General features: G+C 66.1%; 9 protein-coding genes and 1 pseudogene. 6 read left to right on the top strand and 4 right to left on the bottom strand.

All coding sequences use genetic code 11. The annotated features are described in order from the left end of the window. Positions 1-283 precede the first annotated feature (283 nt). The 4 genes from putP to C795_RS0102990 form a co-directional block, all read right to left on the bottom strand. Positions 284-1,834 carry a sodium/proline symporter PutP gene (putP, locus tag C795_RS0103005; RefSeq protein WP_026139409.1) on the bottom strand — a complete coding sequence of 517 codons (1,551 nt, stop codon included), beginning with the start codon at positions 1,832-1,834 and terminating at the stop codon, positions 284-286. Positions 1,835-1,862: 28 nt separating this feature from the next. Next, positions 1,863-5,534, bottom strand: a complete 3,672-nt coding sequence (locus C795_RS0103000; protein ID WP_157486938.1) for a bifunctional proline dehydrogenase/L-glutamate gamma-semialdehyde dehydrogenase — start codon at positions 5,532-5,534, stop codon at positions 1,863-1,865. 241 nt (positions 5,535-5,775) lie between these two features. Continuing rightward, entirely contained in the window at positions 5,776-6,474 is a 699-nt protein-coding gene (locus C795_RS0102995) for a phosphonatase-like hydrolase (RefSeq protein ID WP_017792277.1), read from the bottom strand. 62 nt (positions 6,475-6,536) lie between these two features. After that, positions 6,537-7,292, bottom strand: coding sequence for a GntR family transcriptional regulator (locus C795_RS0102990; protein WP_026139407.1), 756 nt, complete (start codon positions 7,290-7,292; stop codon positions 6,537-6,539). Positions 7,293-7,457: 165 nt separating this feature from the next. Here C795_RS0102990 and C795_RS0102985 point away from each other — a divergent pair, with 165 nt between their 5' ends. The 6 genes and pseudogenes from C795_RS0102985 (at position 7,458) to C795_RS17110 (ending at position 14,805) form a co-directional block, all read left to right on the top strand. Further along, entirely contained in the window at positions 7,458-8,579 is a 1,122-nt protein-coding gene (locus tag C795_RS0102985; RefSeq protein ID WP_017792275.1) for a TIGR03364 family FAD-dependent oxidoreductase, read from the top strand. Positions 8,580-8,630: 51 nt separating this feature from the next. Continuing rightward, a complete protein-coding gene (locus C795_RS0102980) occupies positions 8,631-9,551 on the top strand; it encodes a phosphate/phosphite/phosphonate ABC transporter substrate-binding protein (protein WP_017792274.1) in 921 nt (306 codons plus the stop codon). A 4-nt stretch (positions 9,552-9,555) separates the two neighbouring features. After that, positions 9,556-10,365, top strand: a complete 810-nt coding sequence (locus C795_RS0102975) for a phosphonate ABC transporter ATP-binding protein (protein WP_017792273.1) — start codon at positions 9,556-9,558, stop codon at positions 10,363-10,365. A 33-nt stretch (positions 10,366-10,398) separates the two neighbouring features. Beyond that, a complete protein-coding gene (gene phnE, locus C795_RS0102970; RefSeq protein WP_017792272.1) occupies positions 10,399-11,247 on the top strand; it encodes a phosphonate ABC transporter, permease protein PhnE in 849 nt (282 codons plus the stop codon). A gap of 159 nt (positions 11,248-11,406) precedes the next feature. Then, on the top strand, positions 11,407-13,533 hold the full coding sequence (locus tag C795_RS0102965) for a metallophosphoesterase family protein (protein WP_017792271.1): 2,127 nt from the start codon (positions 11,407-11,409) through the stop codon (positions 13,531-13,533). A 49-nt stretch (positions 13,534-13,582) separates the two neighbouring features. Next, positions 13,583-14,805 (top strand): annotated as a pseudogene (locus C795_RS17110) (IS3 family transposase). Positions 14,806-14,841 lie beyond the last annotated feature (36 nt).

The raw sequence follows: 14,841 nt of genomic DNA, 5'->3' as shown, positions 1-14,841 counted from the left end.
ATGGCCAGCCTGATGGAGGCCTTGATGGGGACATTGCTGCTCATGCTCCCCATTTCAGGGGAGAAGTGTCACCACCAACACTGTGAGAAGTGTCACCGATGTCCTGATGCAGAACTGTCACCGATGTCCTGCGACATAACAACGCATTCAGGGCGCGCATCCCATGGTCTTGGGTCCCAAACGTAGACGTTCGTCGCCTGCGGCTGCCGCCCGCTGATCCTAGCCTTCGCGCTTCGCGGATACTGTGCGGCTGCGGCTCGGGCATTCGCGCATGCGCAGCCCGCTAGGGCATGTCGCTGCGGTCAGCGATAGCCGCGCGCGATGTCTGCGACGTGGCACCGTTCACCACCATTGAGCCGGTCTCGGCAAACTCACGCTCGATCTCGGCGACGGTCGCAGCGGATCCACGCGACGTCAGGAGGCTGACCACGACGGCCGCGATCATCGCCGCAGCAAAGGCGGGCAGTAGCTCGTAGAGCCCCGTGTCGAGCGCCTTCCAGACGAACACCATGACGGAGCCGACGACCATGCCCGAGAAGGCACCCCAGTTGGTGAGGCGACGCCAGAACAGGCTCAGGATCACGATCGGGCCAAAGGCTGCGCCGAATCCGGCCCAGGCGAACCCCACCAGGCCAAGAATGTTGTCGTTCGGCGAGATGGCGAGCAGCGCCGCGATGACCGCGATCGCGAGAACGCCCGCCCGGCCGAGCCGCACGAGGTTCTTCTGGCTCGGTGACGGCTTCTTGACCACCCGATAGAGATCCTCAACCAACGCCGACGAACACACGATGAGCTGGCTCGACAGCGTGCTCATGATGGCTGCGAGCACGGCAGCGAGTACGAGCCCCGCAACGAGCGGATGCAGCAGCACCTGTGCCATCAACAGAACGATGGTTTCGGGGTCTTCGGGGGCACCGCCAAACTTCGAGAAGTAGGCGATGCCGACGAACCCCGAAGCGAGTGCGCCGAGAAGCGAGACACCCATCCAGCTCATGCCGATCCGGCGCGCTGCAGCGGCCTCACCCGGTGACCGCAGCGCCATGAATCGCACCACGATATGTGGCTGCCCGAAGTAGCCGAGGCCCCACGCCAGACCCGAGAGGATCACGAGCGTGACCGCACCGGCGGTCATCTCGGGGCCGCCAAACAGGGACAGATTTGCCGCGCCCACGGTCTCAACGAGCGAGACAGTTTCGTCGAGACTACCGATCTTGATGATGCCAATCATGGGCACGAGAATCAGCGCGACGAACATCATGATTCCCTGAGCCACGTCGGTGAGAGACGCACCCAAGAACCCTCCGAACAGCGTGTACGAAAGCGTGACCGCGGTCACAATGACCATACCGACGAGATACTCGCCACCAAATGCACTCTCGAAGAACTTGCCACCGGCCACCATGCCCGATGAGGCATACAGGGTAAAAAATACAAGAATCACGACGCTGGCGATGGTGCGCAGCAGGCGCGTGCGATCGTGAAGCCGGTTCTCAAAGAAGCTCGGCAGCGTGATCGAGTTCTGCGCCACCTCGGTGTACGCGCGCAGACGCGGCGCGACCAAGCGCCAGTTGAAGTACGCGCCAATGAAGAGGCCGACGGCGATCCAGCCCTCGATAAGGCCGGTGGCATAGATGGCTCCGGGCAAACCCATGATGAGCCAGCCCGACATGTCTGACGCACCGGCGCTGAGCGCGGCAACCCACGGTGGTAGGTTGCGCCCGCCGAGCATGTAGTCCTCGTGGTTTTTGGTCTTACGGAAGGCGCTGTAGCCGATCGCGATCATTCCAGCGAAATATATACCGAGGGCCATATATAGGTAAATCTGATCAGACATCGGTGACTCTCCAATAGTGGTGACCTCGCTACAGGAGACCCTCAGTGAGCCGGTTCGGGGTGCCGAACCGGTGTGCCGTGATCGCGACGGCCTGCTCCCGCAGATAGGGGAGTATCGCAACGCGACCAGCGGTGATCGTGAAACCATCGTAGACCGCGACGTCAGGCTTGCCCGCGGTCGCCGCATAAACTGCGGAGGCAGCAGAGGCACGAGAACGACCAGCAACTAGCCGGATCCGTGCCCCAGCGTCGGGCCCGGTCGCCCGCGCGAGCTCGGCGACCCGGCTGAGCCACACCGCTTCTGACTCAGTCGTGACGGTAGCCCGGGAACCAATGGCCGAGACGAGCGCCGGGGGTAGCGGCGCCTCGGAACTGACGGTGAGGGGAGCACCAGCGGTGAGGGCGGCAGCAATTTCACGGGCCGCCTGAATCACCAGGGCATCTGCGGTGACTCGAATAGTGACCGGAACCGGGAGGTAGCGCAGCACATTGCGTTCGATGCCAAGCGCTGAAACATCGCGCGCGACGCCAAACTCTGCCCGCCAGGCGGCCGCGTCACTCTCGAGCGCCGTGTTCAGCCAGGCACGCTCGGTTGCAGTTGCCCACGACCAGTCTGCTTCGATGGGCCACGCGAGGCTTGTTGGCCCGGATCCGGTCTCATCCCTGCTCTCGCTCGTGCTGGGCTCGGGTGCATCGTGCCAGTCGACGAGGCCCATGAGGTAGCTCGGCCCGCCGGCCTTCGTGCCTGTGCCGATGGCCGACTTCTTCCATCCGCCGAAGGGTTGGCGGCGCACGATGGCCCCGGTGATGCCGCGGTTGACGTAGAGGTTGCCAGCTTCGATGCGGTCGAGCCAGCGTGCGATCTCGTTTCGGTCGAGGGACTGTAGCCCACTGGTGAGGCCGTATTCGATGTCGTTGACGATGTCGATCGCCTCGTCGAGGCTGTCGGCCGTCATCACACCGAGCACCGGCCCAAAGTACTCGGTGAGGTGGAACTCGGAGCCGCTCCGCACGCCCGCTCGCACACCGGGGCTCCACAGTCGAGTGGCGCCCGCGGCACGCTCAGTATCTGAGGCGGCGAGCGGGCTCGAGCTGGTTACTGGCTCGGGCTTGACCACCCAGGTCTCGCCGGGTGAGAGGGTCGTGAGCCCGCGCCTGAGTTTGCCCCGGGGGGCCGCAATGACGGGCCCCATCTGCGTGTCGAGGTGCTCGGGGGTGCCGACGGTGAGGGAGCGTACCGCGTCGAGCAGTTGGTCGTGGAACCGGCGCGATTGTGCAACCGAGCCGACCAAGATCACGAGTGACGCGGCCGAGCACTTCTGGCCCGCGTGCCCAAACGCCGATTGCACGACGTCGCGCGCTGCGAGGTCGAGGTCTGCCGTGGGGGCGACGATGATCGCGTTCTTACCGCTCGTCTCGGCGAGGAGTGGCAGGTCCTGCCTCAGCTGACGAAATGCGTGGGCAGTCTCGTACGCGCTCGTCAGAATCACTCGACCCACCCGCGGGTCGGCCACCAGCTGCGACCCGAGTTCGCGCTCTGGAAACTGCACGAGCTGCAGCACGTCGCGCGACACCCCCGCCTCGTCGAACGCCCGCCAGATCGCCTCGATCATCACGGCGCCAGAGCGCGCGGCCTGCGTGGCGGGCTTGATGATCACCGCGGCGCCCGAAGCGAGCCCCGCGCAAGTGCCGCCCGCGGGAATGGCGACGGGAAAGTTCCATGGCGGAATCACCGCGATGAGCTGCTGCGGCGTGTGCGTCGCGCCGCTGACCTGCTCGAGTTCACGCCCGAGCTCGGCGTAGTAGTGCGCGAAATCGATGGCCTCGCTCACTTCGGGGTCACCCTGATCGAGGGTCTTGCCACACTCGGATCCCATGACCTCGAGCAGCTGGTCACGGCTCTCCTCGAGTAGGTCACCTGCGCGGTGCAGTACCCGTGCTCGGCCGTCTGCCCCCAATTCGCGCCAGGCCACCGATGCAGCGGTGGCCCGTTCGATCGTGGCGTCCAGACCCTCACGAGTCTCGATGCGTGCTTCCAGCGTGGCCGCCTCGCCAAGCGTGGACGCCAGCATGCGGCCCGCGATCTCGCGGCCCCAGGCCCGGTTCGCGGGCAGGTCGGGGTCGGTGTCTGGGGTGTTTGCGAAACTGGTGTCCGGATCCGGATCCAGCGGCATGGCTTTGACCCGGGCCCGATCCTGCGTGCGATTGGGGTGCGGCACTCGCAGAGCGCCGTCGCTGCCGTCGCCGGTGATCGCCTCGAGGCCCGCGAGCGAGGCGCGGAAGCGGGCCTCCTCGCGCGAGAACAGCGAAGCGTCATCGTGCAGCTCGAACACGGCAGACATGAAGTTCTCTTGGCTCGCGCCCTCCTCGAGGCGCCGAATCAAGTAGGCGATGGCGACGTCGAACTCGCCGGGGTGGACGACGGGGGTGTAGAGCAGGAGGTGCCCGACCTCGCGGCGAACGGCCTCGGCCTGCCCCGTGGCCATGCCGAGCAGCATCTCGAACTCGATGCCTTCGGTGGTGCCGCGGGCCTGGGCGAGAAGCCACGCGAGCGCGATGTCGAACAGGTTGTGGCCTGCAATTCCAATGCGCACATTCCGAGTGCGCTCGGGGTGCAGTGCGTAGTCGAGCACGGCCTTGTAGTTCGTGTCAGTCTCTTGCTTGGTACCCCAGGTGGCGGTGGGCCAGCCATGGATGGCGGCCTCGACGAGTTCCATCGGCAGGTTTGCGCCCTTTACGAGGCGCACCTTGATGGGTGCGCCGCCGCCCGCGACGCGAACCGCGGCCCACTCCTGGAGCCGGATCACCGCACCGAGCGTGTCGGGCAGGTAGGCCTGGAGCACGATTCCGGCCTCGAGCTGCGAGAACTCGGGGCGGTCGAGCATTCGGGTGAAGACCGCGAGGGTGAGATCGAGGTCCTTGTACTCCTCCATGTCGAGGTTGATGAATTTGGGCGGAGCAGCCGCCGCGGCCTGACGGAACAGCGCTACGAGGTGCCGTTCGATCTTGTCGATCGCCTCGTCGAACGACCAGTGGTTATGCGGGGCGACGGTCGAGGAGACTTTGATGGAGACGTAATCAACGTCGGGGTGGTCGAGCAGTTTTTGAGTGCCGGCAATGCGGCGCTCGGCCTCGTGCTCACCGAGGATCGCTTCGCCCAGGAGATTGATATTTAGATGCACTCCGTCACGCTTGATCTGCGCGATTGCGGGGCCGAGATTCGCGTCGGTGGCATCCACGATGAGATGGCTCACCATTTCGCGGAGTACGCGGCGGGTGATCGGCACGACAACGCGGGGGAGTGGCTTCGCGAAAGCGCCGCCAGCCCTCATGGCGGCGCGCATGGGCGCCGGGAGAAACGCGGGGGTGAGGGGCACCAGCTCGGAGAGGTGCTTGGCGGCAACGCGCAGGTCTTCGGGGCGCACGACACCGTCGACGAATCCGACGGTGAAGTCGAGGCCCGTCGGGTCGCGGAGCACACCCGCGAGCCGGGCCGCTGCGGGGTCGATGGGGTAGCTCGCGGCCTCGGTCAGCCAGCGCCGGGTGAGTGCGACGGCCGCATCGGCGAGCTGCTGCGGCCGGGCCGTGATGGTGCCAGCGGAAGGGGGAACGGAGCCTCGGGAGTGCACGGCGAACCTTTCTCGACGCACGGCCGCCCACACTGGCGGCCTGTCAAACCAGTGTGCGCTTTCCCGAAGCATCACGCAAAGCACCGCCTTGTGCGGATCAACATTTAGGAGGACTAAATCCACCGTGCGTCTTGATCCGGATCAAAATGCCGTGCGTGACACCCGGGGGCTCCATTGAGCCCATTGAGCACCACGCCACAGACATCAATCCCGCGAAAAACATACAGAAATCCGAGATTTTTGATGGGTTTCGCGGGATTGATGCGTGAAGCTGCGGGGGCTTGGCCCTGAAGCGGGCCGCACTGACGCCGGGTTAGCGTGCGTCCAGGAACGCGGGAATCTCGGCCACCGAGCCGAGCACCGCGGTGAACGGCTGCCCGTCGAAGGCCGCGCGCTCGAGCTTGCCCGAAAGCACCCCGATCGTCACGGCGGCGCCCGAGGCGGCGCCCGCCTGCACGTCGACGATGGTGTCGCCAGCGACGAGCACCTCGTTGACGTTGAGGGTGCCCGTGGCCTCCATGACGCGGTGGATCATGTAGGGCGCAGGGCGGCCCGCGGGCACCTCGTCGCCGCAGGTGATGGCGTCGATGCGGGTCACGCCGGGTGCTGCGGTCTCTCCCACGACCCAGCCGAGCTGCGCGAGCAGCGCGTGGGCGACGTCGCGCGAGAACCCGGTGGTCAGGCCGACCTTCATGCCGCGCTCGCGCAGGGCCGTAATCGCCTCGGGCACCCCGTCGATCGCGGTCGGGGGCTCGGCGGCGTAGACCTCCGCGAGGATCTCCTGGAACCGATCAAAGGTGGCGTCGATCTTGCTGGCGGGCTCGGGGTCGCCGCCGCCCAGGCGAATCAGTGCGGTGATGGCGGCGCGCTTCTCGGTGCCCATCCAGGTCTGCAGGTCTTCGGCCGAGACCGTGGCGCCCGTCTCGGTGACGGCCTGCTCGAGCGCGCGGTAGACGGCGCCGCCGTCGTTTACGGTGGTGCCGGCCATGTCGAATACGGCGAGGGAAAGCATGAAGCTCCTAGATGTAGGGGTGTGGGTATCGAGGTACAGCGGAGAGTGACAAGACTGGGCGCCTACGCGGCACCGACCGCCTGGCGGGCGAGCGGCATGCTATGGTCGGCGCTGTTTTCGACGACGAAGCTCGTCATCGCGGGCAGGTACCGGTCGTCGGCGGTTTCGATGACGGCCCCCGTCGAGCCGTAGGCGATGCGCCGCACGCGCAACAGCGGCGCCCCCTGATCGACGTGCAGCTGCTCGGCCTCGAGCGGGTGCGCGGGGATCGCGTCGATGATGTGCTTGGCACGCACGGGCACCACCTCGGCGCGGGCGAGTGTTTGGTAGATGCTGCCGTTGTCGAGGTCGACGCGCAGCAGGTGGCGCCCCACCTCGTAGGGAAACAGCGAACGCTCGAGCATGGCCGGTTTGTCACCGAGTAGCCGTACGCGAATGATCTCGACGATGGGATCGTCGGGGGCGATCTGCAGCTCGCGCGCGATCTCCTCGGTAGCGGGCAGCTTCACCCGCTCGATCACCTTCTGGCCGGGCGTCATGCCGAGCTCGCGCGCCCACTCGGTGAACGACATAAACGTGTCAAACGACTGGTGCGGTGCGGTGCGGTGCACGCGGGGCGGTGCGCCGCGGCCGCCGACGATCATGCCCTCGGCGCGTAACGTCGCGAGCGCCTGGCGCACCGGGCCGCGAGAAGTACCGAACTCGGCGATGAGTGACTTCTCGCTCGGCACCTTCTCGCCAGCGCACCATTCACCCGAACGAATGCGCCGAAGCATCTCCTCATACAGCTGGGCATGGAGGGGTGAATGCAGGGTCATACGGGCCAGATTACAAGTTGTATTGACTGCTTTCGGGGGCCAAGCGGTGGCCGAATAGTGAACACACAATGAAGAAAAATGGCCCAATTATGTCTTCCGTGAACGACTCAAAAACACCGCCGCGAGAAGTTGTCATGACTACTTTTCGGGCCGCATGATCGAAGCATGACCACCACAACTACTCCGCAGCACGTCGTTATCGTCGGCGCAGGCATCGTCGGCCTCGGCCACGCCGTCGCCGCCCTCGACGCCGGCTTCCGAGTCACCGTGATCGAGCAGGACGCCCAGGCCGTGACCGCCAGCGTGCGCAACTTCGGCCACGTCTGCGCCTCACTCCAGGCCGGTGAGATCGGCGATCTCGCCCGCGCCTCACTGCCCATCTGGGAGTCGCTCATCACGCGGGCCGGGGTCGAGGGCCGGCGATCCGGCACCATTGCGGTCGCCCGCAGCGCGGCCGAGGAAGCCGTGATCACCGAGCTCGCCTCCGAGCGCGCTCCCGAGGGAGCCGCACTGCTCACGGGCGCCGAGACCGCAACGCGGCTGCGGCTGCCGGATCACGCCACCCCGCGCGCAGGCCTCCTGATGCCAAACGACCTCACCGCAAACCCGCGCACCGCCGTCGCGCAGATTGCCGCATGGGTAGGGGCGCACGAGCGCGGTGATGTGCGCTTCGGCACCACCGTGTACGGCGCCACGACGGGCGCGGTCGAGACGAGCCGCGGTCGCATCGACTGCGACCACGTCGTGGTCGCGACCGGGCACCTCGTGGGGCGCCTGTTCCCCGAGCTGGCAGCGGCCGGCGAGGTGCGCGAGTGCGCGCTGCAGATGACCCGCGTGCGGGCACCCCGCGACATGGGCCTGGGACCCGCGGTCGTGACCGGCACCTCGATGCTGCGCTACGGCGCCTTCGCTGGGACCGCAGCCGATGCACTGCGCGCAGAGCTCACCGCCGAGCGCCCCGAGTTCATCGAGATCGACGCCAACGTGATGTTCACACAGCAGGCTGACGGCACCCTGCTCGTCGGTGACTCCCACATCACGCACGACGCCGCACCGCCGTTTCTCGACGAGCGCTGGAGCGAGATCCTGCTCGCCGAGGCAGCCGCGCTGCTCGGCACCGAACGCCTCGAGGTGCTCGAACGCTGGCAGGGCGTCTACGCGGTCAGCAAGAAGCAGAACTTCTTGATCGCGGAGCCCGAGCCCGGCGTCCACGTCGTGAGTATCACCACCGGCATCGGCATGACCGCGGGCCTCGGCCTCGGCGCCCGCACGGTCGCAAGTTTCTAAACCGCCCGGCTTCACACCTACGCATCACCTAACCATCACACAAGGAGAATCGTGAAGAAGAACCTGATCCGCGCCGCTTCAACGGTCGCAGTCGTCGGCCTCGGTCTCGGCCTCGCTGCGTGCTCGACCGGCCCGTCTGAGGACGCCGCAAGTGCCGCAAGCGCGACCTGCCCCAACGGCAAGATCAACTTCGGCATCCTGCCCTACGAGGATCCCGAGGCCCTCGAGCCCGCCTACCAGCTGCTGGCTGAGGCGCTCTCCGAGAAGCTTGATTGCCCCGTCGAGGTGCTCATCACCGAGGACTACGCCGCCGAGGTACTCGCAATGGAGAACGACTCGCTCGATCTGGCCCAGTTCGGTCCGCTCGGCTTCGTGTTCGCGAGCGAGCGTGCCGACGCGATTCCGCTCGCCTCGTTCGGTGACGCCGAGGGCCAGCCCACCACCTACACCGGCGGCATCTGGGTCCCCAAGGATTCGCCCGTCAAGACGCTCGAAGATCTGAAGGGCAAGACCCTCGCACTGGGCAGCCCCGGATCGACCTCGGGCGACGCCCTGCCCATGTCGGCAATCATCGATGCCGGTCTCGAGGACGAGGTCACCGCCGACTACTCGGGCGGTCACCCCGAGGCGCTGCTCGCGCTCGTCAACGGCACGGTCGACGCCGCTCAGATCAACTCGCAGACGCTGGGCACGGCGACCGAAGCGGGAACGTTCGACGCCTCGCAGTTCCGCCAGATCTGGGAGTCGGAGGCCATTCCGAACGACCCGATCACGGTGCGCGGCAACCTGCCGCAGGAGTTCAAGGACGCGGTCGCAGACGCGCTGCTCAGCCTGGACGCAGCCGACGTCGAGCAGGTCAGCGCTTTCCTGGGAGTGGACCCCGCCGGGCCCCTCATCCCCGTGACCGTCGACACCTACCAGCCGCTCTTTGATCTTGCCAAGACCATGGGCCTCACCGAGGAAGACGTCTAAACCAATGACCGTTCTCACCGCGCAAAACGCCATCATGGCCTTTGACCAGGACTCCGAATCACCCGCCCCCGAACGGGGCGAGGTACTGCTCGACGTGCGCGCCATCTCCAAGAGCTTTGGAGACCGCGTCGTGCTGCAGGACATGAGCATGCGCGTGCACGCCGGCGAAGTCGTCGCCTTTCTCGGGGCCAACGGCTCGGGCAAGTCGACCACGCTGCGCGCGGTGAACGGCCTCATCGAGGCCGACTCGGGCGACGTCACGATCGCCGGGGTCAAGCTCAACGAGGCAAGCGCCCAGCGGCGGGCTGAAGCCCGCCGCTCGGCCGCCACGGTGTTTCAGAAGATTCACCTCGTGCAGCGCCGCTCGGTGCTGCAGAACGTCTGCGCTGGCGGCTTCTCGCGGCTGCCCGCGTGGCGCTCGGTGCCGGCGCTGTTCGGCCAGGAGCTGAAGGAGGAGGCCATGGCCTGCCTCGAGCGCGTGGGGCTTGCGGACCGTGCGCACGACCGTGCCGGCAGCCTCTCAGGCGGCCAGCAGCAGCGGGTCGCCATCGCTCGGGCCCTCTGCCAGCGCCCCCGCATGATCCTGGCCGACGAGCCCGTCTCGGCGCTCGACCCCAAGGCAGCCGACGATGTCATGCAGCTGTTGCACGACCTCGCCAGCAAGGAGGGCCTGGGCGTCGCCGCGGTGCTGCACCAGCCCCACCTCGCCCGCGCCTACGCCGACCGCGTGATCGGGCTGCGTGACGGACACCTCGTGTTCGATGCCCCCACCGCCGAGATCGACGACGCGCAACTCGCGTCGCTCTACGTCTAGCCCTTCGAACCCCGAATTCACTAAAGGATCATCGTGACCAACACCCTCGTGCGCGAGAGCGCCACACCCAAGGCGGCGCCCACTCGCAGCCTCCCGGTTCCGCGCGACCCGCGGGTCCCGTACCGTGCCGGATCCTGGACCGTCATCATCGTGGTCCTGGTGCTGCTGCACTTCGTGGCGTTTAGCGCCACCGACTTCCGCCCCGAGAAGCTCGTGACCGGCGCGAAGGGTATGGCGAACTTCGTCTCAGAGGCGTTTCCGCCCGACCTGAGCAGCGAGGTGCTCTCTAAGGGCCTTTCGGGCGCGATGACCACCCTCTGGATCGGCCTGCTCGGCACAACAGTCTCGGTGCCGTTCGCGCTGCTGCTGGCCGTGTTCGGGGCGCGCACCACCACGCCCAACACATTCGTCTATCAGATCGCCCGCGGCATCCTCTCGTTCTTCCGCGCGGTGCCCGACATCGTCTTCGCCCTAATTTTCGTGACCGCCGTGGGCCTCGGCCCGTTCGCTGGCGTGCTCGCCCTGATCTGCCACAACACCGGCGTCATGGGCAAGCTGTGGTCCGAGGCGATGGAGGACATTGATCCGGGGCCTGAGCAGGCACTTCGCACCGCGGGTGCCTCGCGCTGGCAGGTTGTCGCGAACGCGACGATCCCGAGCGTCATGCCCCAGCTCACGGGCCTGCTGCTCTACCGCTTCGACGTGAACGTGCGCTCGTCGCTCGTGCTCGGCCTCGTGGGCGCCGGCGGCATCGGCCTGCTGATCAACAAGGCGATCAAGACCTTCCAGTTCGACGAGATGCTCACCTACCTGATCATCATCCTGGTGGTGATCGTGGCGGTCGACCTCGCCTCGGCCTGGATCCGCAAGAAACTCGCGTAGCGGCACGGCCGTATAACCCGCACCCGCAACACCCCGAAACACCTCACTCACAGTCGATGTGACAGCGCCCCCGAGCGTTGTCACATCGACTTTGGTGTTTGCGCACGAAATCTTCACCTCCGAGACATCTCAGTTGTTTTACCCGACAGAAAGAAGATCATGCAGCCATCCTTCGCACGCCGTACCCAGCGTTGCCTCACGGTCGCGCTCGCCGGCGGAACCCTCCTCGCGCTCACCGGCGGCCTCGCAGTGCTCGCGGCGTACGCCCAGCAGAACGCCCCCGTCATCGAGGCCCCAGTCATGCCCGGGCCCGCGGCGCCCGAGGCCGAGCAAGCACCCGCGGCACCCGAGGGGACCACGGGCACCGAGGCTGCTGGCGAAGCGGGATCCGGATCCGGAACCCCCGAAGCCCCCGAAACCTCAGGCGACCGGGCACCCGCCGCTGCCAAGGCAGAGGCCGTGGCGGCCGACGCCGCAGCCGCCCTGCTCAGCGAGTCGTTCGACTCCGCGACCGCCGCGGGAGCGCCCGCCGGGTGGTCGCTCGAGCACAAGAACATCGGTGGCATGAAGCCGGACTGGGGCGGCTGGACGTTCCACACGACGGCCGAGGTGACCGGTGCGTTCGGATCGGGCGGCGATCGCGGATCGTTCGCGCGCGGCAACGGCAAGTTCGCGGTCGTGCAGTCCGACACGAACCGGCCCACCACGGGTACGTTCAGCTCGACACTGTGGGCGCCCGAGGTGGCACTCGTCGAGCACACCGGTGCAGTGCAGGTGAAGTTCGACACCCACTACAAGCAGGGCCAAGCCCCGCAGACCGCCGCGCTCGTCGCGAAGTTTGATGGCGGCGCCCCGGTCGTCGTCGCGAACTACAGCGCGCAACAGCTCAACAAGGCGATGTCGCACGGCGTCGACGTGCCCGCCGGCACCCAAAAGGTGCAGATCGGCTGGCAGTACCTCGAGAGCACGAACAACTGGTTCTGGATGATCGACAACGTCGAGGTGGCTGAGGCGGCCCCCGCCGACGTGACCCCGAAGGTCACCTCGCTGGTGAAGCCCGTGGTGACGCCCGGCGCAACGACCACCGTGAAGCTCTCGGGGCTGCGCGCTGGCCAGCAGGCCGAAGCCGCGCTGGGTGCGAGTGGTGCGGCCGCCCCCATTGCGGGCATCCCCGCCGCTGCAGCCGACGGCACCGTCGCGTTCGACGTGACGGTCCCCGCCTCGCAGACGCCGGGCACCCTGCCACTCACGATCTCAGGCACGGGCATCACGCCGGTGACGGTGACGGTAACGGTGCTGAACCCCATCGGTGAGCAGGCTGCAACGACCGAACCTCAGGTCTGGTGGGACGGCTTCGACGGCACGAGCGATCAGTGGACCGCCGAGGGCGACTGGGAGTTCATGTCCCGCCAGCAGGTCATCGACGGTTCCGGGCTCGACCGCCGCCACACCTTCACCCGTGCCTCGGGCGTGATCGCGGTCGCCGAGACCAAGGACGCCGCGTTCGCTGGCACGCTGACCTCGGCACCCATCACGGTCAAGGCGGGCGATGAGCTTGAGCTGCGGTTCGACAGCCACTTCCGTGTGCGGGGTGGGGGAGCCCACGCGGGCGCCGTGACCCTGGCATTCGACAAAGGCGAGACCGTCGAGCTGCGCGCCCTGACGAAGGAAGAGGAATCGGCGCAGCCGCGCCTGCCGTTCACCGTGCCCGCGGGCGCCAAGCAGGTGTCGGTCGCGTTTGACTATGAGGCCCCGGCGGGGGCCGGATCGTGGATGCTCGACGACGTGCAGATCGTCAAGCCCCTCGCGCCCCTCGCCGAAGGCACCAAGCCCGAGGCCATCGTCGACGTCTTCAGCGACGTGCAGGGCGCGAACGCGAAGCTGCAGAACCAGGTGCTTCCCGGCTTCCGCAACCTCGAGGGCGGCCGCGCCGACGTTGTGATCTCGAACGGTGACCTCACCGGCAACGGCACTGTGGGCCAGTACGACTCATACCTTGCAGCGTTCGAGGCCGGCGGCGGCAACGACTACGCCACGCGCATCTCGACCATTGGCAACCACGAGTTTTACGGCTCAGACGGTTCCGCGAACTACATCAAGCGGTTCCTCGCCAAGACCGGTATGACCGACCTGGGCGTTGCCGAGTCGCAGTCGCCCAACAAGGGCCTGTGGGGCGAGGTCGTCGTCGACGACAAGCTGCCCGTGCTCTGGGTCGGCAGCGAACGCCACGAGTACCACGGTGGATCGGGTCCGTTCGTCGAAATCTGGGACGAGCAGTACAACTGATTTGGCCTGGGTTTAGTTCCGACCTTTCATCAAGGAAGATTGGAACATCATGCCCAAACCATACGAACCAGAGTTCAAAGAACGCGCACTCCGCATGCTCGCCGAAGCGCTCCCCGAGCATGCGAGCGTGCACGCTGCGAGCAAGCATGTCGGAGGGCTGCTCGGCATCTCACCTGACACGCTCAGAATCTGGCATCGACAAGCGCAGATCGATACCGGCTCAAAGCCCGGCGTGACGACTGATATCGCTGCCGAGAACCGTCGCCTCCAGAAAGAAAACACGGAACTGCGCAAAGCGAACGAAGTCCTCAAAGCCGCGAGCATATTTTTCGCGAAGGAACTCGACCAGCCACGAACGAAATGATCCGATTCATCGACGAGCATCGTGATCGTTTCGGGGTCCAGTTCCTCTGCCGTACGCTGCGTGCGGCAGTTCGTGGATTCCTCACGTCACGCGGATATCGGGCAGCGAAGAAACGACTCCCCTCCGCCCCGTCAGCTCCGTGACGAGATCCTTGTTCCCGAGATCAAGCGACTCCACCATCAGCATTACGGTGTCTACGGGCGCCGCAAAATGCATGCCCTGCTGCGACGCGAGGGCTGGGAGATTGGCCGTGACGCCTGCGAGCGGCTCATGAAACTCGCTGGATTGCGGGGCGTGCGACGTTCTCGGCAGGCTTTTACGACGAAGAGTGACCCGGCAAACCGGCTGCCAGGTGATCTCGTCAACCGGAACTTCACTGCGACAGCTCCCAAGCGGCTCTGGGTCGTCGACATCACATACGTCGCGACGTGGTCTGGGTTCGCATATGTGTCGTTCGTAACTGACGTGTACTCGCGTCGGATCGTGGGCTGGAACGTAGCTGCGACGCTGAAGGCTGAAGTGTTGCCGTTACAAGCCCTCGAGATGGCAGCATGGCAGGCCGGCGGCAGTCTTGAGGGGCTCGTGCATCACAGCGATCACGGCTCGAACTACATGTCGATGGTCTACACGAACCGGGTCGCTGAGCTCGGCGCGATCCCGTCAACCGGGACGGTCGGCGATAGCTACGACAATTCGATGGCTGAAGCAGTGAACGCGCTCTACAAGGCTGAACTTATCCGGCAGCAAGGACCCTGGAGAACGGTCGAGCAGGTTGAATTCGCCACGTTGAAGTACGTGTGGTGGTGGAACAACAACGTTTGCATGGGGAACTCGATATGCGCACCCCTGCAGAAGTGGAAGCGGCGTACTACGCTGACACTGAACCGGTGCCGGAACTCATCCGGTAACGGACAAACCGGTCGGAACTAAACCCAGGCCAATTC

The organism is Leucobacter salsicius M1-8 (genome assembly GCF_000350525.1).
Taxonomy (GTDB): domain Bacteria; phylum Actinomycetota; class Actinomycetes; order Actinomycetales; family Microbacteriaceae; genus Leucobacter; species Leucobacter salsicius.
Note: the sequence above shows the minus strand (reverse complement) of the source record. Positions and strands in the feature narration are given on the sequence as shown.